This is a genomic window from Thalassobaculum sp. (assembly GCF_040219615.1).
GTDB lineage: Bacteria > Pseudomonadota > Alphaproteobacteria > Thalassobaculales > Thalassobaculaceae > Thalassobaculum_A.
Genome location: NZ_JAVJSE010000039.1, coordinates 26,562 through 47,562, shown reverse-complemented (window position 1 = coordinate 47,562; position 21,001 = coordinate 26,562). Strand labels below are relative to the sequence as shown.

Sequence of the window (21,001 nt, the reverse complement as noted above, 5' to 3'; positions counted from 1 at the left end):
CGGAAGCAGCGGCGCGATGACACGCCACTCCAGATCCGTCAGATCGTGACGACGCTTCATCATCAAGCTCCCGCAGTTTGGAAGCTTGAATCACAATCAGCCCATAACGGGAATCCCCTTTATGGGTACAGAACCTAGCCGAAATCCTCGATCCAGGCGAGAGCGCTGCCGCGGTCGTCGAAGCCCCGCAGCACGCTCCTGTTCTCGCTCAGCTGCACATGCGTCGTATACAGCCGCACCAGGGCCTGGTTTGAGCTGTCGGCAGTGACGATCGCGATCCGCCTTCCCGGAACCGACAGCAAATCGGCCGCGATTGCTTTCAGATCGTCGGATGTCAGGTTCGAAAGATCGGCGTCTCGACAATCGATGATCTGGGAGAACGCCCGGTCGAAATCCGGATCCGCCAACAGCCCACGGGTGAGAGCCTGTGCATCTTCGAGAAAGTAGTCACCGACGATCTCGATTTCGATGAGGCGCCGGGCACGATCGATACGGTACTCCACCATCGCTCAGCAACCTGTCTTGGCGCCGAAGCGGACGATGGTCGTCCACCCGTTGCCGCCAGCCCAATCCAACGGCGGCAGGGTACAGTAAACGGAAGCAGCGGCTAAGTCGCCCGGCCGCTGTCTGAGCGGCGCCAGGTCCCGGTGGTTCAGATGTGGATCGGCCGTCCGTCCACCGCCAGCGCGGCTTCCTTGACGCCTTCGGACAGCGTCGGGTGGCCGTGGCACATGCGGGCGACATCCTCGGCCGAACCGCCGAACGCCATCGCCATGCAGATCTCGTGGATCAGCGTGCCGGCGTCGGGACCCAGGATATGGGCGCCCAGCACCCGGTCGGTCTTGGCGTCCGCCAGGATCTTGATCTGGCCCTCGGTGTCCAGGTTGGCGCGGGCCCGGCTGTTGGCGGTGAATGGGAACACGCCCTTGCGGTACTCGACCCCGGCCTCCTTGAGCTGCTCCTCGGTCTTGCCGACGGTCGCCAGCTCCGGCCAGGTGTAGACGATGCCCGGCACCAGGTTGTAGTCCACATGGCCGGACTGGCCGGCCATGATCTCGGCGCAGGCGACCCCGTCCTCCTCGGCCTTGTGGGCCAGCATCGGCCCCGGGATCGCGTCGCCGATCGCGAAGATGCCCTTCACGCTGGTCTCGAAGTCCTCGTCGACCACCACGAAGCCGCGCTTGTCGAGCTCGACGCCGAGCTTGTCGAGGCCGAGGCCCGCCGTCAGCGGCCGGCGGCCGATCGCCAGCAGCACCACGTCGGCGGTCATCTCCTCAGGCTGCCCGCCCTTGACCGGCTCCATGGTCAGCTTGACGCCCGACTTGCCGGCCTTGGCACCGGTGACCTTGGTCGACAGCTTGAACTCCAGGCCCTGCTTGGCCAGCGAGCGCTGGAAGCGCTTGGCGGTGTCGCTGTCGGTGCCGGGCACGATGCGGTCGAGGAACTCGACCACCGTCACCTTGGAGCCGAGCCGCTTCCACACCGAGCCGAGCTCCAGGCCGATGACGCCGGCGCCGATCACCACCAGGTGGCCGGGGACCTTGGTCAGCTCGAGCGCGCCGGTCGAGGTGACGATCTTCTTCTCGTCGACCTCGACACCGGCCAGCGGCGTCGACTCCGAGCCGGTGGCGATCAGGATCCGCTCGCAGGTCAGGGTCTGCTTGTTGCCGCCGCCGGACGGCTTGACCTCCACCTTGCCGGCCGCCGGGATCGAGCCCTCGCCCTGGATCCAGTCGATCTTGTGCTTCTTGAACAGGAAGCCGATGCCGTCGGTCAGGCCGGTGACGATGCCGGTCTTGGCCTGCATCAGCTTCTTCACGTCCAGCTTCGGCTTGCCGACCTCGATGCCGAACTCGGCCAGCTGGTGGCCGGCCTCCTCGAACTTGTGCGAGGCGTTCAGCAGCGCCTTGGACGGGATGCAGCCGACGTTCAGGCAGGTGCCGCCGAGCGCGGCCCGCTTCTCGACGCAGGCCACCTTCATGCCGAGCTGGGCGGCGCGGATCGCCGCCACGTAGCCGCCGGGGCCGGCGCCGATGACCACCAGGTCGTAGTTGTCCGCCATGGTTTCCTCGGAGTCGAAGTCGTTTCGGTTCGGGCGGTCAGAGGTCCAGCAGCAGGCGCCGCGGATCCTCGATCGCATCCTTGAGGCGCACCAGGAAGGTCACCGCCTCGCGGCCGTCGACGATCCGGTGGTCGTAGCTGAGCGCCAGATACATCATCGGCCGCACCTCGACCTTGTCGCCGATCGCCATCGGGCGAGGCTGGATCTTGTGCATGCCCAGGATGCCGGACTGCGGCGGGTTCAGGATCGGCGTCGACATCAGCGAGCCGTATACGCCGCCGTTCGAGATCGTGAAGGTGCCGCCCTGCATGTCGGCCAGGCTCAGCTTGCCGTCGCGGGCCTTCACCCCGAGCGCGTTGATCGCCTTCTCGACCCCGGCGAAGGACAGTTGGTCGGCGTCGCGCACGATCGGCACCACCAGGCCCTGCGGCGTGCCGACCGCGACCCCGATGTCGTAGAAGTTCTTGTAGACGATCTCGTCGCCGTAGATCTCGGCGTTGACCGCCGGCAGTTCCTGCAGCGCGGCGATCGAGGCCTTCACGAAGAAGCTCATGAAGCCGAGCTTGACGCCGTGCTTCTTCTCGAAGCTGTCCTTGTATTCGTTGCGCAGCGCCATCACGCCGGACATGTCCACCTCGTTGAAGGTGGTCAGCATGGCGGCGGTGTTCTGGGCGTCCTTCAGGCGCCGCGCGATGGCCTGGCGCAGCCGGGTCATCTTCACGCGCTCCTCGCGCGGGTCCTCCGGGCGCGGCGGCAGCGGGCCGGCGGCAGGCGCCGCACCGGCGGCCGGGGCGGCCGAGTAGCTGCGCTTGGCGCTGCCGGCCTCGATGGCCTTCTGGACGTCCTCCTTCACCAGCCGCCCGTCCTTGCCGGTCGGCTTGATCTTCGACGGATCCAGGTCGTTGTCCTCGACCAGCTTGCGGACCGCCGGCGACAGTGTCTTGACGTCGTGGGAGCCGGCGGCCTGGGCCGGGGCGGCGGCCGGAGCCGGCTTCGGCGCTTCCTTGGGAGCCTCGGCCTTCGCAGGCTCGGCGGCCTTCGGGGTCTCCGCCTTCGGGGCCTCCTTGGGCGCCTCCGGCTTCTTCGCCGCGGCCTTGGCGCTCTCGTCGATGTTGCCGAGCAGGGCGCCGACCGCGACCTCCGCGCCCTCCTTGGCGGCGATCTCAATCAGCACGCCGGCGGTCGGGGCGTTGACCTCGAGGGTCACCTTGTCGGTCTCGAGCTCGACCAGCGGCTCGTCCGCCTGGACGGCGTCGCCGACCGCCTTCATCCACTTCGCGACCGTCGCCTCGGACACGGATTCGCCGAGAGCCGGAACGGTGATCTGCGTCGCCATCGCCTATGCGCCTCTTGTCTGTCGTTCGGAAGCCGACGGGCGGCCGCGGCCGCCCGTCCCGAGATTGATGGGCCCGGTCACTCCGCGGCCATGCGGCCCTTGCGGACCGTGGCGCTGACGGTCAGCGCCTCGTCGACCAGCTTCTGCTGCTCGCGCACGTGGCGGCCGTGGTTGCCGGTCGCCGGCGACGCCGCCTCGCCCCGGCCGACATAGCGCGGCCGGCGGCAGGCGCCGTCGAGTTCGATCAGCACGTTCTCCAGCCGGCGGTCGAGGAAGGTCCAGCACCCCATGTTCTGGGGCTCCTCCTGGCACCACACCACCTCGGCCTGCGGGAACCGCGACAGCTCGTGCAGCAGGGCCTTCTCCGGGAACGGATAGATCTGCTCCATCCGCAGGAAGAACACGTCCTTGATGCCGCGCCTGGCGCGCTCCTCGTAAAGGTCGTAGTAGACCTTGCCCGAGCACAGCACGACCCGCTTGACGTCCATGTCGTCGCACAGGACCTCGTTGTCGTACATCACCCGGTGGAAGGTGGTCCCCGGCCCCATCTCGGCGAAGCTCGAGACGCACAGCTTGTGCCGCAGCAGCGACTTCGGGGTCATGATGATCAGCGGCTTGCGGAAGTCGCGCTTCAGCTGCCGGCGCAGGACGTGGAAGTAGTTGGCCGGGGTGGTGCAGTTGACCACCTGCATGTTGTCCTCGCCGCAGAGCTGCAGATAGCGCTCGAGCCGCGCCGAGGAATGCTCCGGCCCCTGGCCCTCGTAGCCGTGCGGCAGCAGCATCACCAGGCCGGACATGCGCAGCCACTTGGCCTCGCCCGACGAGATGAACTGGTCGACGATCACCTGGGCGCCGTTGGCGAAGTCGCCGAACTGCGCCTCCCACAGCACCAGCGCGTTCGGCTCGGCCTGGCTGTAGCCGTACTCGAAGCCGAGCACGCCGGCCTCGGACAGCGGGCTGTCGATCACCTCGTACTGCGCCTGCCCCTCCTTGACGTGGTTCAGGGGGACGTAGCGCTCCTCGGTGGTCTGGTCGATGTAGACCGAATGGCGCTGCGAGAAGGTGCCGCGCCCGGAATCCTGGCCGGACAGCCGGACCGGGTCGCCCTCGGCCAGCATCGTCCCGAACGCCAGCGCCTCGCCGAACGACCAGTCGACGCCCTCGCCGGACTCGATGGCCTTCCTGCGGCCGTCGATGAAGCGCTTCAGCTTGCTGTTCAGGTCGAAGTCGCCCGGCACCTCGCAGAGCCGGTCGGCGATCCGCTTCAGCTCCCCGATGTCGACCGCGGTCTCGCCGCGCCGGGCATCACCGGACGCCACCTTCAGGCCGGACCACTTGCCCTCGAGCCAGTCGGCCTTGTTCGGCTTGTAGGACAGGCCGGCCTCGAACTCCTGGGCCAGGTAGGCGTTCTGCTCCTCGACCAGCCGGTCGCCGTCGCCCTCGGGGATCACGCCCTCGCGGGTGAGCTGCTCGGCATAGAGCTGGCGGGTGCTCGGCTGCTCGCCGATCTTGGCGTACATCAGCGGCTGGGTGAACCGCGGCTCGTCGCCCTCGTTGTGGCCGAAGCGGCGGTAGCAGATCATGTCGACCACCACGTCGACCCCGAACTCCTGGCGGAACTCGGTGGCGATCCGGGCGACGTGGACCGCCGCCTCCGGGTCGTCGGCGTTCACGTGGAAGATCGGCGCCATGACCATCTTCGCGACGTCGGTCGGATACGGCGACGAGCGCGAGTAGTGCGGGCTGGTGGTGAAGCCGATCTGGTTGTTCACGATGATGTGGATGGTGCCGCCGGTGCGGTAGCCGCGCAGGCCGGAGAAATCGAAGGTCTCGGCCACCACGCCCTGGCCGGCGAACGCCGCGTCGCCGTGCAGCAGGATGCCCATGACCTTCTTGCGGTCGCGGTCGCCGCGCTGCACCTGCTTGGCCCGCACCCGGCCGAGCACCACCGGGTTGACGATCTCCAGGTGCGACGGGTTGGCGTTCAGGGTCAGGTGGACGTTGGCCTCGTCGAACTCGCGGTCCGCCGACACCCCCATGTGGTACTTCACGTCGCCGGAGCCGCCGGCGTCCTCGGGGTTCGCCGGGTTGCCCAGGAACTCCGAGATGATCGCCCGGAACGGCTTGTCCATGAAGTTGCAGAGCACGTTCAGACGGCCGCGGTGCGGCATGCCCAGCACCACCTCCTCGAGGCCGAGCTGGCTGCCGCGCTTGAGGATCTGCTCGAGCGCCGGGATCAGGGTCTCGCTGCCGTCCAGGCCGAAGCGCTTGGTGCCGACGTATTTGACCGCCAGGAACTTCTCGAAGCACTCGGCGGCGGTCAGGCGGTCGAGAATCGCCTTCTTGCCGCGGTCGGTGAAGTCGGTCTGGTTGCGGATCTGCTCGATCCGCTCCTGGATCCAGGCCTTCTGGGCCGGGTCCTGGATGTGCATGAACTCGACGCCGATCGACCCGCAATAGGTCGCCTCCAGCAGATCCATGATCTCGCGGAGCGTGGCGGTCTCGAGCCCGAGCACATGGTTGATGAAGATCGGCCGGTCCCAGTCGGCCTCGGTGAAGCCGTAGGTCTCCGGGTCGAGCTCGGGATGCGGCGTCGGCTCGTCGAGGCCGAGCGGATCCAGCTTGGCGCGCAGGTGGCCGCGGATCCGATAGGCCCGGATCAGCATGATGGCGCGCAGCGAGTCGAGGGTGGCGGCCCGCACGTCGGCAGCCGACGGGGCCGCGGCCCGGGCCGGCTTCCCGGCGGTCTTCAGGTTCTCGTTCGCCGGATCGACGGCGCCGATCACCTTGGTGCTGCGCGGCGCCCAGCTCGGACCCTCCGCGTCGCTCCGCGCGGCCCCGGCCTCGTCCTGCAACTGATCGAAATAGCTCCGCCAACTGGCGTCGACCGCGTTCGGGTCGGTCAGGTAGCGGGCGTAGAGCTCAGCCATGAACGGTGCATTGGCGCCGTTCAGGAAGGTCAGATCCGTGAAGTCCGTCGACATGAGCGCACACCGCCTCTCGTCACAACCGGATCGACCGTCCCTCCAGGCCGATCCGGCAACCGGCCTTGCCGGCGTCCCACCACGGGTCGATTGCGGTCGACCCAATCCAAATGGTCGTCGCAACCGCCCGACGGATCAAGGGCGGGACCCGGTCCCGCCCTTCTCCGCCTCAACAGGCCGCGCTCAGCCCTGCATCGCGGCGAGCATGGTCTCGCCGAGGCGTGCCGGCGAGTCCGACACCCTGATGCCGGCCGAGCGCATGGCCTCCATCTTGTCGCCGGCGCCGCCCTTGCCGCCGGCGATGATCGCCCCGGCATGGCCCATGCGCCGACCCGGAGGGGCGGTCACACCGGCGATGAAGCCGGCAACCGGCTTCTTAACCTTGGAAGTCTTAAGAAACTCTGCCGCTTCTTCCTCGGCCGATCCGCCGATCTCGCCGATCATGATGATGCCCTGGGTCTCGTCGTCGGCCAGGAACATCTCCAGCACGTCGATGAAGCTGGTGCCGTTCACCGGGTCGCCGCCGATGCCGACGCAGGTCGACTGGCCGAGGCCGGCCGCCGTGGTCTGCGCCACCGCCTCGTAGGTCAGGGTGCCGGACTTCGACACGATGCCGATCTTGCCGCGCTTGTGGATGTGCCCCGGCATGATGCCGATCTTGCAGGCGTCCGGGGTGATCACGCCCGGGCAGTTCGGGCCGATCAGCCGGGTCCTGGTGCCGCAGAGCGCGCGCTTGACCTTCAGCATGTCGAGCACCGGGATGCCCTCGGTGATGCAGATCACCAGCGGCAGCTCGGCGTCGACCGCCTCCAGGATCGAGTCGGCGGCGAACGGCGGCGGCACGTAGATCACGCTGGCGTTGGCGCCGGTCCTGGCGACCGCCTCGTGCACGGTGTCGAACACCGGCAGGTCGAGATGGGTCTGGCCGCCCTTGCCGGGGGTGACGCCGCCGACCATCTTGGTGCCGTACTTGATGGCCTGCTCGCTGTGGAAGGTTCCCTGGCTGCCGGTGAAGCCCTGGCAGATGACCTTCGTGTTCTTGTCGACCAGAACCGACATCAGGCTGCCTCCCTCACCGCTTTGACGATTTTCTCGGCGGCATCGCCGAGGTTGTCGGCCGACACGATCGGCAGGCCGGAATCCGCCAGGATCTGCTTGCCGAGCTCGACGTTGGTGCCTTCCAGGCGGACCACCAGCGGCACGTGCAGGCTGACCTCGCGGGCCGCCGCCACCACGCCCTCGGCGATCACGTCGCAGCGCATGATGCCGCCGAAGATGTTGACCAGGATGCCCTCGACGTTCTTGTCCGACAGGATGATCTTGAACGCCGCGGTGACCCGCTCCTTGGTGGCGCCGCCGCCGACGTCCAGGAAGTTGGCCGGCTCGCCGCCGACCAGCTTGATGATGTCCATGGTGGCCATCGCCAGGCCGGCGCCGTTCACCATGCAGCCGATGTTGCCGTCGAGCTTCACGTAGTTCAGCTCGTACTTGCCGGCCTCCAGCTCCGCCGGATCCTCCTCGTCCTCGTCGCGCAGCTCGGCGATGTCGGGGTGGCGGTACAGCGCGTTGTCGTCGAAGTTCATCTTGGCGTCGAGCGCGATGACGTCGCCTCCGCCGGTGACCACCAGCGGGTTGATCTCCATCATCGAGGCGTCCAGGTCGACGAACGACTTGTACAGCGCGGTCAGGAACTTCACCGCCGCCGAGACCTGCTTGCCCTCGAGCCCGAGGCTGAAGGCGATGCGCCGCGCATAATGCGGGCTCATGCCGGTCACCGGGTCGATCGGCATGCTGAGGATCTTGTCCGGCGTGTGCGCGGCGACCTCCTCGATGTCCATGCCGCCCTCGGTCGAGGCGATCACGGTCACCCGGCTGGTGCCGCGGTCGACCAGCAGCGACAGGTACAGCTCGCGGGCGATGTCGCAACCGTCCTCGACGTAGAGGCGCTTGACCTCCTTGCCCTGCGGGCCGGTCTGGTGGGTGACCAGGGTCATCCCCAGCATCCGCTCGGCCTCGGCCTTCACGGCGTCCAGCGACTTCACGACCTTCACGCCGCCGCCCTTGCCGCGGCCGCCGGCGTGGATCTGCGCCTTGACGACCCAGACGGGCCCGCCGAGCTTCTCGGCGGCCTTGACCGCCTCGTCAGGGGTGAACGCCACCCCGCCGCGCGGCACGGTCACGCCGAATTTGGCCAAGAGCGACTTGGCCTGATACTCGTGGATGTTCATGGTTCCCCGCTCGTGGTGTTGCGGCCGCCCGCCACGGCGACCGCCCGGACGACCGCGACGCCGGCCGTCTCGCTGCACTCTGCGTCGGATACGGGCGCGTCGGCCATCTCGCTTCCGGCTCGCATGAAGGGCGCGTCACTCTACGGCCGGGACCCGGCCGGAGCAACCGGCCGGACCGGATACCGACCGAGCGATCAGGCGCCCAGCTTCACCACCACCTCGTTGAGCGCCCGGACGGCGCCGACCGAATGGTCGAACATCGCCTTCTCGTCGGCGTTCAGCGAGATCTCGACGATCTTCTCGACGCCGCCGGCGCCGATCACCACCGGCACGCCGACATACAGCCCGTCCAGGCCGTAGGCGCCCTTGACGTAGGCGGCGCAGGGCAGAACCCGCTTCTTGTCCTTCAGATAGGACTCGGCCATCGCGATCGCCGAGCTGGCCGGCGCGTAGAACGCCGAGCCGGTCTTCAGCAGACCGACGATCTCGGCGCCGCCGTCGCGGGTGCGCTGGACGATGGCGTCGATCTTCTCCTGGGTGGTCCAGCCCATCTTGATCAGGTCCGGGACCGGGATGCCGGCGACCGTGGAGTAGCGGGTCAGCGGCACCATGGTGTCGCCGTGGCCGCCCAGCACGAAGGCCGTCACGTCCTCGACCGAGACCCCGAACTCCTGGGCCAGGAACAGCCGGAAGCGGGCGCTGTCGAGCACGCCGGCCATGCCGACGACCTTCTCGTGCGGCAGGCCGCAGGCATCGCGCAGCACGCCGACCATGACGTCCAGCGGGTTGGTGATGCAGATCACGAAGGCATCCGGGCAGTTCGCCTTGATGCCGGCGCCGACCGCGTTCATGACCTTGGTGTTGGTGCCGATCAGGTCGTCGCGGCTCATGCCCGGCTTGCGCGGGATGCCGGCGGTGACGATCACCACGTCGGCCCCGGCGAGCGCCGCGTAGTCGCTGGCGCCGGTCACCGAGGCGTCGAAGCCCTCGACCGGAGAGGCCTGGGCGATGTCGAGGCCCTTGCCCTGCGGCACGCCATCGACGATGTCGAACAGCACGATGTCGCCAAGGTCCTTGAGGCCGGCCAGCAGTGCCAGCGTGCCCCCGATGTTCCCGGCGCCGACGAGCGCGATCTTGTTGCGAGCCATGATCTCCCCTGTGTCGCAGCGGTGATGCGTCAAACACCCGCGGCGGCCGGCGGCGGAGAACGGCCGTCGGCGGCCGGAGGCGTGCGGGGCGACATACTCCGATTTCCCGGGCGGGGCAAGCGACCGGCGCTGCACTGCACGCATTCGGACCCGACGCCGCCGGATCGCCCGGACCGCGGGGTCCGGCACCGTGCACGGCATGACCCGGGTGCGCGCCGGTCTCGGCCGGGCCGTCACGCCGGTTCGGACCCCCGGTCCCCAGCCGATCCGGTCCCCGGCGGGGCGCCGCCTCGCCCCGGGATCGGTGCGCGGCCCGGCGATCGCTTGATCGAGACCGCCCGACCCGGCAGTCTCGCGGGATGCAGGGAAACGCCGGGAAGATCGACGTGGTGTCGACCACCACCGCCGCCGAGACCGCGGCGCTGGCCGAGCGCGCCGCCGGGCCGGTGCTGCAGGTCGGCGCCCGCGAGACCGTGGTCGACCGCGGCCCGCGCGCCTGGCGCCAGATGCTCGCCGGGGCCGACTTCACCGGGCTCGACGTGGCCGATGGCGACGGCGTCGACGTGGTCGCGGACCTGTGCTGGCCGTTCGAACGTCTGGACACGGCGCTCGGCGGGCGGCGCTACGGCCTGATCCTGTGCCAGCACGTGCTGGAGCATGTGAAGCGACCGTTCGACGCCGCCGACAACCTGGCTGCGCTGCTGGCCCCCGGCGGCACGCTGTATGTCGCCACGCCCTGGGTCCAGGCGTTCCACGGCTATCCCGACGACTACTGGCGGTTCTCGTTCCGCGGGCTGCTCGAGCTGTTTCCCGAGCTGCGGCCGGTCGACATGTACTACAGCGCGACCGGCAGCGGCCTGGACGCCGCCTACAAGATCACCGTCGACGGCCGGGTCGACCTGGACCGCACGCCGTTCGAGATCGAGGGCCGGCTGTTCGAGCTGAACTTCCCGCAGCACGACAACCTGGCGATGCTGCGCGACCAGCCCGAGCAGCCCAAGCTGCCGCTGGCCCGCCGCTACCTGCCGGCGATCTTCGTCAACCTGGTGCTGCAGGCCGCCTGAGCGCGGCACCCGGATCGGCGCTGCCCGGATCGGCGCTGCCCGGATCAGCGTTGCCCGGATCAGCCGCCCGAAGGCGGCGCCGCGGCCGGCTCCGGTGCCTTCGGCGGCTCGGCCGCCGGCTGGCCGGGCTGGCTGGCATTGGCCGCCTCGCGGGCCTCGAGGGTCCGGTCGATCCGTTCCGAGTACAGATCGTTCTCGGGGTTGGCGGCCTCGGCCGCCCGGTAGCGCTCGAGCGCAGCATCGTACCAGCCGAGGGCGAACAGCGTGTCGCCCCAGTCCACCAGGAACGCCTCGGAGTCGATCCCGAGATCCGCGGCGGTGGTGTAGCGGCGGTCGGCGAGCAGCTGGTTGCCGCCCTGCGCGTAGCCCCGGGCCAGCTGGTAGAACCGCTCGCCGATCTCCGGGTCGAGCCGCTTCGCGCGCTCGTACTGCCGCTGGGCCGCGTCCTCCTGGCCGAGGGCCGCGAAGGCGTCGCCGTAGAACGCCACGCCCAGCGCGTTCTGGTTGCCGATCTTGTTGGCGGAGTCGAAGTCGTCGAAGGCCCGCGCGGTCTGCTCGGCGCTCAGATAGGCCATGCCGCGCAGCAGGTAGGCGTTCCGGATGTTGGCGTCGGTGCATGTCCACGCCCAGCGGCGCTGGCAGTCGAGTAGCAGGGCGGAAGCGGAGGAGATCGTCGCTTCGTGCTCGTTGGCCGCGGAACCCTGGATGAACCGGTAGGCCAGCGCCTCGAACGGCGAGACGAAGTCGATCACCTGCAGCCCGAGTTCGTCGATCAGCGCCGCCGGCTCGCCGATCGGGATGTCGCCCTGCTTGACCAGCGCGCCGCGCACGGCGTGGTCGCCGCGGACCCGCCAGTGCGCGAGCTTGTCGTCCTGGGTGATCTCGATCACGACGGTCGCCGGCCCGAGCCCGAGGGCCGTCTCCGTGGCCCGCAGAAGATCGACGATGCCGAAATACGACGCCAGCTGCCCGACCGGCTGGACCTGGCCCTGCACCAGAACCTCGGCCTCGTCGAGCGACGCCACCTCGAGCTGGATCCGGCGCATCGCGTCGACCACCTGGTTGGCCACTATCTGGGGCGAGTAGCCGCGCTCCTCGAGATAGGGCGGCACCGTGTAGGCATGGACCTCGGCGACGCCCCAGCCGGAATAGGTGTTCATCGCCAGCAAGGCGGCGAAAATCGAGGCGGTGTAGGCGACGAGCGTGAAGTCCATGCGATCCCCTCCCATCCGCCCCGGCGGCCGCGGCGACCCGCGGCGCACCCGGCGGGCGGCGATCAGGCAACGCCGGACGCCGACGGGCGTTCCGTGCCGGGCTCGATCACACCGTCCGGGCGGCTCTCGCCATGATAGAGGGGATTGTATCCGGCCACGACGCACCGGGCGACCGCCGGCGCCGGGGCACCGGCCGCGGGCGCTATGCGGCCTTGCGGTCGCCCGTCAGGCGGGCGGCGGCCCGCTCGACGGTCCACAGCATCTCGAGTCCCGGCGCCAGGTCGGTGGCCACGAACTCGGCCCGTTTCTCGGGGCTGCCGCCGCCATTCGGGAAGCGCTGCTCCCATTCGTAGATCTTCACGGTCAGCCCGCAGAGCACCTGGGCCAGCGACTGCTGGTGCTGGGTGACCATGCGGCGGGTCGCCCGGAAGCTGTCGAGGGTGACGGCGTCCCAGTTCAGGATCTTCTGGCGGTCGAACCCGTTGAACCGGGCGGTCGCCGAGTTGACGAGCAGGGTCAGCAGCCCTTCGACCCGCTGGAACACCCGCCGGGTGTTGGCGTCGGACTGCAGGAACGAGGTCGCCGAGACATCGCGCATCCAACGGATGATCCGGTCGGCGACCGGCAGCGCGTACAGCAGGTAGCCCCGGTAGTATGACAGCGCCAGATAGGTGTCGGCGTAGTCCTCGAGCATGTCGGGAACCGCGTCGATGCCGACCCGCAGCGCCGCCGCCATCGACAGGATGCGCTGGCGGACCAGCGGCGTGGTCGACCCGTCGAGCTTGCGCATCATCCGGTCCAGGTCGTCGCCGCGCGCGCCGTCGCCGAACAGATGCACGGCCAGCGGCCGGGCGATGCCGCGCATCAGCGGCCGCAGCTCCGCCTGCTTGGCCGCCGACAGCCGCAGGGCGTCGAGGTCCAGCGGGTCGATGCCGGCCTGGCGCAGCCCGACGCGCAGGGAGTAAGGGTCGAAGGCCGGCAGCTCGCCGATCCGGCGCAGCAGGTCGATGTCGCGCTGCAGGGTCACGCCCTCGCCCGGGAAGAAGTCCGGCACCTGGTCGATCGCGATCTGCCCCGAGCCGCCGCGGTCGTCCCGGAACAGCTCGACCTTGGTCTCCAGCCGATGGTTCTTGATCAGCCTGGCGCGGGCGAGCGCACCGTTGGAGATCGGCAGGACCGACAACGGCAGGGTATGGATCGAGTCCCGGTCGTAGTCGGCGATCGTCGGGACTGGCAGAGTCGCGTCCGGCATCTGTTACCCCGCCCGCGACCGGGTACGAGGCTCGGCGCGGTTGTGTGAACTAATTTGCCGATAATTTTATGAATCTTTTATCGAACCCGCCATTCGTAGAACTACGGATCGCGTGCCGGTTCAGGCCGCCGCCTCGCCGCCGTTCTCGAAACGCGGCGCACGGCGTTCGACGCCCCAGAGCGCATCGAGCCCCGGCCGCAGGTCCGAGGCGATGAACTCGGCGCGCTTGTCCGGGCTGCCGCCGCCGTTCGGGAAGCGCTGCTCCCACTCGTAGATCTTCACGGTCAGGCCGCACAGCACCTGGGCCAGCGACCGCTGGTGTGCGGAGATCAGTTCGCGGACCCCGCCGAAGGTACCGACCGTGACCATTTCCCAGTTCACGACCGTGTGACGGTCGAAGCCGTCGAACCGCCGGATCACCGAGGCCGACACATGGGTGATGACGTCCTCGACCTGCTGGAAGGCCTGCCGGGCGTTCGGGTCGCTGCGCAGGAAGGAGTTGTCGCGGACCTCGCGCATCCATTCCAGGATCCGGTCGAGCACGGGCAGCGCGTACTGGAAGTAGCTGCGGTAGTAGGACAGCGCCAGGCAGGTGTCGCCGTAGTCCTCGAGCATGTCCGGCAGGGCGTCGATACCCACCTTCAGGCCGGCCGCCATCGACTGGATGCGGGCACGCACCTTCGGGGTGTTCGGGTAGGCGATCATATGGATGATGGCTTCCAGGTCGTCCGGATCGACCGTGCCGTCGCCATACAGATGGACGATCAGCGGCCGCGTGATGTTGCGCATCAGCGGCAGCAGCTCGGCACGCTTGGCCGGCGACAGCCGCAGCGCCTCCAGGCTCAGCACGTCGACACCGGCCTGGCGCAGTCCGATGCGCAGCGTATAGGGGTCGAATGCCGGCAGCTGGCCGATCCGGCGCAGCAGCGCCATGTCGTCCTGCAGGCCGGCCGGGTCGCCCGAGAAGAAGTCGGGGATCTCGTCGATGGCGATCTGGCCGGAGCCGATGCCGGTCTCGCGGAACAGCTCGACCCGGGTCTCCAGGCGATGATTCTTGATCAACCGCGCCTTGCTCAGCGCGGCGTTCGACACCGGCAGCACGGTCAACGGCAGTGTATGGATCGAGTCGCGGTCGTAGTCGGCGATTACCGACCCGGGCCGCATCGCATCCGGCATTGCTGTCCCCACACCCAGGCCCTTGAATTCAAAGCCCGTTCCCCGCTTAAGCGGTCATTAAATCAATTTTTTATCAGCATTTTATGCAAAACACAAACGACGGCGACCCGCTCACGGAGCCGTGAACCGCCCGGCCGCGAGCTTCGGAGGCCTCCGCCTGCAACGACCGCGCGGTTCGGAGGGGGTTCTCAACCGGGTGCCGGGCACGGCACACTGCGCAAAAGGAAAATCCGGACACATCATGATTCAGGTCGTCGCCCCGGTCGGGGCATTGCTGGCCAGCGTGGCCCTGCTGCTGATGGGAAACGGCCTGCAGGGAACGCTGCTCCCGATCCGCGCCGAGATCGAGACATTCGGCCCGGTCGCCATCGGCGTCATGGGCTCGGCCTACTTCCTGGGCTTCGCGCTCGGCTGCCTGTACGGCCCGGTGGTGGTCGGGCGGGTCGGGCACATCCGCACCTTCACCGCGGCCACCGCGCTCGCCTCCACGGTGGCGCTGGCCCACGCCATGATCACCGAACCCTGGGCCTGGTGGCCGTTCCGCGCGCTGACAGGCTTCGCCTTCGCGATCCTGTACATGGTCATCGAGAGCTGGCTGAACGAGCGCGCCAGCAACGAGACCCGCGGCACCGTCATGTCGATCTACACGGTCATCAACCTGACCGTGATCATGGCAGGCCAGATGCTGTTGACGGTCTACGACCCGGCGTCCTTCGCGCCCTTTGCCCTGGCCTCGATCCTGGTGTCGCTGGCGGCACTGCCGGTAGCGCTGACCACCGCGCTGGCGCCGGCCCCGCTGCGAAGCACCAAGATACGGCTCATGCGGCTCTACCGGATCTCGCCGGTCGGATTCATGGGCGCCTTCGCGGTCGGGCTCGGGAACGGCGCGTTCTGGTCGCTGGCGCCGGTGTTCGCGACCGGCAGCGGCCTCACCGTCAACGGTGTCGCGACCTTCATGAGCCTGGTGGTGCTCGGCGGCGCGATCGGCCAGTACCCGCTCGGCAAGCTGTCCGACCGCACCGACCGCCGCCGGGTGATCCTGGGGGCGACGATCGGCGTGTGCGCGACCGCTGCCCTGCTGCCGGTGGTGGCCGGCCTGTTCGCGCCCGGACTGTATGTCGGGGCCTTCCTGTTCGGCCTGACCGCCATGCCGGTCTACTCGCTGTCGGTCGCGCACATGAACGACTTCGTCGAGCCGGACGGGTTCGTGGAGGCGTCCTCGGGCATGCTCATGGTGTTTGCGATCGGCGCGATCGCCGGCCCGATGATCGCCTCCTGGGCGACCGGCATCGCCGACGCCGACCTGCTGTTCCCGTACATCGCGGTGGTCTATCTCGGCTTCACGGGGTTCGTGGTGGTCCGGATGCGGGCGCGGGCGGCGCCGGCGCCGGAGGACCGCCCGGACTTCGTTGCGACACCGGGCACCTCGCCGGCCCTGGGCGCCCTCGATCCGCGCTCCGACGCCGAACCGCATGCCACCGACGTCGCTGCCGCTACGCACGGCGAATCGGTGGCCGCCGCGCGGGATGACGGCGATCCGACCGCGGGAAACGCCACCGATCGCGGCATGGTGTCGCGGCCACCCCCGGAACAGTCTTGAAATAATCGGGCTCAGGCGCTAAGTGAGGCGCCTTCGAGTTCCCATCATACACGCGCCCCGTTGGTCGAATGCCGGCCAGCCTGCGCGTCGTTCGCGCCTGAGAGCCGGCAATCGGCCCGTATTTTCGGCGCGACGCCATAACATCGAGAGGAGGTTCTGTATGGCTGATAAGCCGCTCGCCGGACGCGTCATTGCCGTAATGCTTGCCAATGGTTTCGACGAAATCGAATTCACCGAGCCGCAGAAGAAGCTGATCGAGGCCGGCGCCACCACCAAGGTGGTCTCGCGCGCCAACGGCTTGGTCAACGGCTGGTACGAAGGTTCCTGGGGCCACTTCTTCCCGGTCGACGTCGATCTGGCGGAGACCCTGGCGGTCGATTTCGACGGCCTGGTGGTTCCCGGTGGGTTCCGCGCGGTCGAGAAGCTGTCCGAGGAACCGCATTCCAAGCGCGTTCTGAAGGCGTTCATGCGCGCCTCCATGCCGGTCGCCGTGATCGGCGACGCCGGCAAGCTGCTGGCTGTCGTCGAGGCCGCCAAGGGCCGCACGCTGACCTCGAGCGAGGAGGCCAAGGCCGACCTGGAGACCGCCGGCGCCAGCTGGGAAGCCGGCCCGGTCGTGGTCGAGGGCTCGCTGGTCACCGCCAACGGCGTCGAGGGCGTGCGTGAGGCGATGGATCGCTTCATCGAGGTCGTCGCCGCCTACGAGCGCGAGACCGACGCCCAGGCAGCCTGATCACGGCCGCCTGATCCCGGCGCCGCGATCGCGCGGACCGGACCGAAGAATCGCCGCGAAAGCGACGCCGACGGAACCGTCGGCGTCGTTTTTCGTTGGAGCGCCCGCCCTCGAATCCGCCTAGTGTCCGTTTCCATGATGAACCCCCAGCAGCCCTCGACCAACCCGGCCGCAGCCGACGTGCCGCGTACCATCGCGAGCCCGTGCGTCGGGGTCTGCCAGATCGACCGCGACACCCGCTTCTGCCTCGGGTGCTGGCGCACCATCGAGGAGATCGCGCACTGGTCGCGCTATGGCGATCCCCAGCGCCTGGAGGTGCTGGAACGCCTGCGCGAGCGCCAGCGCGAAGCCGGCCAGGACCGCCGCCGGGTCACGAGGCGGCGCCAGGCCCGGCAGGATTCCGCCGGAACCCCTTGACCGCTTGAAGACCCGGAGCCCGCCGTGACCGACTGCCTGACCGAATTGCTGGCCGACCGCGGCCACCTGATCGCCGACGGCGCGATGGGCACCAACCTGTTCGCGCTCGGCCTCGAGACAGGCGATTCCCCGGAGCTGTGGAACGTCGAGCACCCCGACCGGGTGGCGACGGTGCACCGGGACTTCCTGGCCGCCGGCTCCGACATCGTGCTGACCAACAGCTTCGGCGGCAGCCGCCATCGCCTGAAGCTGCACCACGCCCAGGACCGGGTCCGCGAGCTGAACGCCGCCGCCGCCCGCATCGCCCGCGCCGCGGTCGACGCCCATGCCGCGCGCACCGGCCGGCGGGCCCTGGTCGCCGGCTCCATGGGGCCGACCGGCGAGCTGTTCGTGCCGCTCGGCAGCCTGACCGCGGACGAGGCCGTCGCGGCCTTCGCCGAACAGGCCGCCGGCCTGGCCGAGGGCGGCGTCGATCTGCTGTGGGTCGAGACCATGTCGGCGCCGGAGGAGGTCTCGGCCGCGGTCGCCGGGGCCGCCCGGACCGGGCTGCCGGTGGTGGTGACCATGACCTTCGACACCAACGGCCGCACCATGATGGGGCTGACGCCGGGCGGTTTCGCCGACTTCGCGCGCAGCCTCGACCCGGTTCCGGCGGCGATCGGCGCGAACTGCGGCGTCGGGCCGGCCGAACTGGCCGACAGCATTCTGGCGATCACCGCTGCCGACCCGGCCGCCATGGTCGTCGCCAAGGGCAATTGCGGCATACCGCAGTATGTCGAGGGGCAGATCGTCTACAACGGCACGCCCGAGGCGATGGCCGCCTATGCCCGGCTGGTGCGCGACGCCGGCGCCCGCATCGTCGGCGGCTGCTGCGGGTCGACCGCCGTGCACGTCAAGGCGATCGCCGACGCCCTGGCCGGCTACGTCCCGGGCGCGCGCCCCGACCTGGCGCGCGTCACCGAGGTGCTGGGCGCCCCCTGGGCGAAGCCCGGGCGGCTGGCCGGCAGCGAGATCGGCGGCCCCGGCGGCCCCGGCGGCCCCGGCGGCGACGACTCCGAGCGGCGGCGCGGCCGCCGGCGGCGAGCCTAGAACCGACAGAAGGAGCCCGCGATGCCCGGTCCGATCTTTCACATGCTGGCGGGGGCGCCGGCCCCGGTCGCCCCTTACAGCCACGCGGTCGAGACCGACGGCTGGGTGCTGGTCACGGGCCAGCTGCCGACCGACCCGGACGACGACGCCACGCCGCTGCCGGACGGCATCGAGGCCCAGACCCACAAGACCATGGACAACCTGCGCCGGGTGCTCGCCGGCCTCGGCCTCGGCTTCGAGCATGTGCTGCAGGCCCGGGTGTTCCTCACGCATTTCGAACGCGACTACGCCGCCATGAACGCGGTCTACGCCGCCTACTTCCCCGCCGAGCGGCGCCCGGCCCGCACCTGCATCGGCGTCACCGCTCTGGCCCGCGGCGGGCTGGTCGAGATCGACTTCGTGGCCAGGCGGCCCTGACCAGCGCCCCTGAACCGGACCCGCGCCGCTCCCGGCCGCCGGGGCATTGCCGCCAGGGCGGAACGGGATCACCGCCGTTCGGCCCGGTTGGCCGTTACCGCCGCGCGGTCTACGTCATTGACCGTTGGTTGTGACCGAACGGAGCCAGGACGATGAGCTTCCAGGACGAACTCGCGGGCATCAAGCGGATGTCGGTGGAGAAGCGCGGCGCCGAGGTGATCGCCGCCTACGAGAAGGGCATCGACGAGCTGCGCGCCGACGGCATCGCCGGCCGGGCCCTCGCGGTCGGCGACAGCATGCCCGGCTTCGCGCTGCCGAACGCCGACGGCGCGACGGTGCGGTCCGCCGACCTGCTGGGCCGGGGGCCGCTGGTCGTGACCTTCTACCGCGGCGGCTGGTGCCCGTACTGCAATCTCGAGCTGCGCGCCTACCAGGCCCAGGCCGCGCGTCTGGCGGCGGCAGGTGCCACGGTCGTGGCGATCTCGCCGGAGGTTCCCGACGAGACCGCGAAGACCGTCGCGAGCAACGCGCTGGCGTTCGACGTCCTGAGCGACGCCGGCAACGCGGTCGCCCGGTCCTTCGGCCTGGTGTTCCGGCTCAGCGACGAGCTGGTGGAGATCTACCGGCGCAACGGCAACGACCTGGAGAGGCGCAACGGCGACGGGTCCTGGGAGCTGCCGGTCCCCGGCACCTTCGTGGTCGATGCCGACGGCCGGGTCGCCCTGGCCGACGTCGACCCGGACTACACCCGGCGGCTCGACCCCGAGCAGGTGATCGCCGCGGTCGAACGGCTGGCCCGTTAACCGATCCGAAACCGGCCCGGCGCTTTACTCCGGTTCGCGGGGGCGCTCCCCTGCCGCACCGGAAACCGCAACGGGCTCGGGAATGACCGCCGGCGAGAACGACCCCTGGACCGACCCGTCCGATCAGGCCATCGAGGCCGCCGCCGACCGTATCCTGGGATTCCCCGCCGCGGTCGACCGCGGGATCGTCAAGGATATCGACCCGGACGCCACGGAGATCACCTGGATCGAGCGGCCCGACCAGCTCGACGAGCCGAAGCTCGCCTTTCTGCTGGAGCACTGGCGGGCGCTGGCCGACAAGGCCGGCGGCATCCCGGACCGCAGCGAACTCGACGTGCTCGACCTGGTGCCGACGATCGGCAACCTGATGATGCTGGAAGCCGAGCGCGACGGCTTCGACGCGGTCTACCGGGTCTACGGTACCGGCGTCGCCGACCGGGCCGGGCGCGACTGGACGGGGTACCGGGTCTCCGAGATGAACCGCATCACCAGGACACCGGCGGCACTGCTGTACCGGAGCTGCTACCGCGCGGTGTCCCGGCGGCCGGCGCCGCTGTATACTGAGCATGCGTCGGCGAAATGGCTCGGCGTGTATACGTGGCGGCGCCTGATCCTGCCGCTGTCGCAGGACGGTGTCGCCTGTGCCCGCTATCTGGTCGGCAACCTGCCGGTCGGACAGCGTGTCCTCTCGAAGCAGGAGGTCGAGGAACAGCAGCGACGCATCCGATCGGGCTGAACAGTCGACCGCACGCATCCAGGGGATCACCAAGTTGACCGAAGACCCGGGCCGCAAGGCCGCGCCGTCGCCCGACGGCACGGACTGGATCGATCCGACCGACGCCGCCATCGCGGCGGCGGCGACGGAAATCCTGCGCGCGTCCGGCGAGGTCGCGCCCGGCGTCGTCAAGGCCATCGACGCCTGCGTCGAGCGGATCGCCTGGATCGAGCGCCCCGACCAGCTGGATGAGCCGAAGCTGGCCTTCATGCTGGAGCACTGGTTGTCCCTGAAGGCGGCGGCCGGCGGCATCCCGGACCGCGGCGCCGTCGACGTGCTCGACCTGGTGCCGGCGCTCGGCAACCTGATGATGCTGGAGCCCGAGCGCGACGGCTTCGACGCGGTGTACCGGGTCTACGGCACCGCGGTGGCCGACCGGGCGGCCCGCGACTGGACCGGGTTCCGGGTGTCCGAGATGAACCTGACCACCCGGACTCCGGCGGCCCTGCTGTACCGGGCCTGTTACCGCGCCGTATGCCTGCGGCCGGCACCGCTGTTCAGCGAGCACCTGTCGCCGCCCTATCTCAACGCCCGCTCCTGGCGCCGGCTGATCCTGCCGCTGTCCGATCGCGACAGGCCGTGCGCGAGGTTCCTGGTCTGCAACCTGCCGGTCGGCCATCGGATCCTGTCCGGGGCCGAGGCCGAGGAACTGGAACGCCGCATCCAGCGGCCGATCCCGCAGACCTACCCGCGCGCCGGTTGA

Annotated in this window: 19 protein-coding genes; 9 read left to right on the top strand and 10 right to left on the bottom strand. The window is 69.5% G+C overall.

Translation table 11 applies throughout. The annotated features are described in order from the left end of the window. Window positions 1–134: 134 nt before the first annotated feature. The 7 genes from RIC31_RS21635 to mdh form a co-directional block, all read right to left on the bottom strand. The gene (locus RIC31_RS21635) at window positions 135–506 is read right to left on the bottom strand and encodes a hypothetical protein (RefSeq protein WP_350112751.1); all 372 of its coding nucleotides are present in this window, start codon (window positions 504–506) and stop codon (window positions 135–137) included. A 146-nt stretch (window positions 507–652) separates the two neighbouring features. Next, window positions 653–2,062 carry a dihydrolipoyl dehydrogenase gene (lpdA, locus tag RIC31_RS21630; RefSeq protein ID WP_350112748.1) on the bottom strand — a complete coding sequence of 470 codons (1,410 nt, stop codon included), beginning with the start codon at window positions 2,060–2,062 and terminating at the stop codon, window positions 653–655. Window positions 2,063–2,099: 37 nt separating this feature from the next. Next, the gene (odhB, locus tag RIC31_RS21625; RefSeq protein ID WP_350112745.1) at window positions 2,100–3,398 is read right to left on the bottom strand and encodes a 2-oxoglutarate dehydrogenase complex dihydrolipoyllysine-residue succinyltransferase; all 1,299 of its coding nucleotides are present in this window, start codon (window positions 3,396–3,398) and stop codon (window positions 2,100–2,102) included. 77 nt (window positions 3,399–3,475) lie between these two features. Next, window positions 3,476–6,382, bottom strand: coding sequence for a 2-oxoglutarate dehydrogenase E1 component (locus tag RIC31_RS21620; protein ID WP_350112742.1), 2,907 nt, complete (start codon window positions 6,380–6,382; stop codon window positions 3,476–3,478). 183 nt (window positions 6,383–6,565) lie between these two features. Beyond that, a complete protein-coding gene (gene sucD, locus RIC31_RS21615; RefSeq protein WP_350112739.1) occupies window positions 6,566–7,441 on the bottom strand; it encodes a succinate--CoA ligase subunit alpha in 876 nt (291 codons plus the stop codon). Then, window positions 7,441–8,610 carry an ADP-forming succinate--CoA ligase subunit beta gene (gene sucC, locus RIC31_RS21610; protein ID WP_350112737.1) on the bottom strand — a complete coding sequence of 390 codons (1,170 nt, stop codon included), beginning with the start codon at window positions 8,608–8,610 and terminating at the stop codon, window positions 7,441–7,443. The genes sucD and sucC overlap by 1 nt, the downstream gene beginning before the upstream one ends. A 194-nt stretch (window positions 8,611–8,804) precedes the next feature. Next, on the bottom strand, window positions 8,805–9,758 hold the full coding sequence (gene mdh, locus RIC31_RS21605; RefSeq protein WP_350112734.1) for a malate dehydrogenase: 954 nt from the start codon (window positions 9,756–9,758) through the stop codon (window positions 8,805–8,807). A gap of 359 nt (window positions 9,759–10,117) precedes the next feature. On the opposite strand from mdh, the gene RIC31_RS21600 reads away from it, so the two are divergent. Further along, window positions 10,118–10,822: a methyltransferase domain-containing protein gene (locus tag RIC31_RS21600; protein WP_350112731.1), complete on the top strand. Its 705-nt coding sequence runs from the start codon at window positions 10,118–10,120 to the stop codon at window positions 10,820–10,822. Between the two features lie 59 nt (window positions 10,823–10,881). Here the strand turns inward: RIC31_RS21600 and RIC31_RS21595 are convergent, their stop codons facing one another. From RIC31_RS21595 to RIC31_RS21585, 3 genes are all read right to left on the bottom strand, one after another. Then, window positions 10,882–12,036: a tetratricopeptide repeat protein gene (locus RIC31_RS21595; RefSeq protein ID WP_350112728.1), complete on the bottom strand. Its 1,155-nt coding sequence runs from the start codon at window positions 12,034–12,036 to the stop codon at window positions 10,882–10,884. A 202-nt stretch (window positions 12,037–12,238) separates the two neighbouring features. Then, window positions 12,239–13,288, bottom strand: a complete 1,050-nt coding sequence (locus tag RIC31_RS21590; protein ID WP_350112725.1) for a hypothetical protein — start codon at window positions 13,286–13,288, stop codon at window positions 12,239–12,241. A 120-nt stretch (window positions 13,289–13,408) separates the two neighbouring features. Further along, entirely contained in the window at window positions 13,409–14,464 is a 1,056-nt protein-coding gene (locus tag RIC31_RS21585) for a hypothetical protein (RefSeq protein ID WP_350112722.1), read from the bottom strand. A 241-nt stretch (window positions 14,465–14,705) separates the two neighbouring features. Between RIC31_RS21585 and RIC31_RS21580 the strand changes: the two genes are divergently transcribed. The 8 genes from RIC31_RS21580 (at window position 14,706) to RIC31_RS21545 (ending at window position 21,001) form a co-directional block, all read left to right on the top strand. Further along, window positions 14,706–16,064 carry an MFS transporter gene (locus tag RIC31_RS21580; RefSeq protein WP_350112719.1) on the top strand — a complete coding sequence of 453 codons (1,359 nt, stop codon included), beginning with the start codon at window positions 14,706–14,708 and terminating at the stop codon, window positions 16,062–16,064. A gap of 160 nt (window positions 16,065–16,224) precedes the next feature. Further along, window positions 16,225–16,797, top strand: coding sequence for a DJ-1/PfpI family protein (locus RIC31_RS21575; protein WP_350112716.1), 573 nt, complete (start codon window positions 16,225–16,227; stop codon window positions 16,795–16,797). A 135-nt stretch (window positions 16,798–16,932) separates the two neighbouring features. Continuing rightward, the gene (locus tag RIC31_RS21570; RefSeq protein ID WP_350112713.1) at window positions 16,933–17,214 is read left to right on the top strand and encodes a DUF1289 domain-containing protein; all 282 of its coding nucleotides are present in this window, start codon (window positions 16,933–16,935) and stop codon (window positions 17,212–17,214) included. 24 nt (window positions 17,215–17,238) lie between these two features. Beyond that, entirely contained in the window at window positions 17,239–18,303 is a 1,065-nt protein-coding gene (gene bmt / locus RIC31_RS21565; RefSeq protein WP_350112710.1) for a betaine--homocysteine S-methyltransferase, read from the top strand. 21 nt (window positions 18,304–18,324) lie between these two features. After that, window positions 18,325–18,720, top strand: coding sequence for a RidA family protein (locus tag RIC31_RS21560; RefSeq protein WP_350112707.1), 396 nt, complete (start codon window positions 18,325–18,327; stop codon window positions 18,718–18,720). Between the two features lie 152 nt (window positions 18,721–18,872). Continuing rightward, window positions 18,873–19,523, top strand: a complete 651-nt coding sequence (locus RIC31_RS21555; protein WP_350112704.1) for a peroxiredoxin-like family protein — start codon at window positions 18,873–18,875, stop codon at window positions 19,521–19,523. An 82-nt stretch (window positions 19,524–19,605) separates the two neighbouring features. Beyond that, window positions 19,606–20,259, top strand: a complete 654-nt coding sequence (locus RIC31_RS21550; protein WP_350112701.1) for a PAS domain-containing protein — start codon at window positions 19,606–19,608, stop codon at window positions 20,257–20,259. A 34-nt stretch (window positions 20,260–20,293) separates the two neighbouring features. Next, entirely contained in the window at window positions 20,294–21,001 is a 708-nt protein-coding gene (locus RIC31_RS21545) for a PAS domain-containing protein (RefSeq protein ID WP_350112698.1), read from the top strand.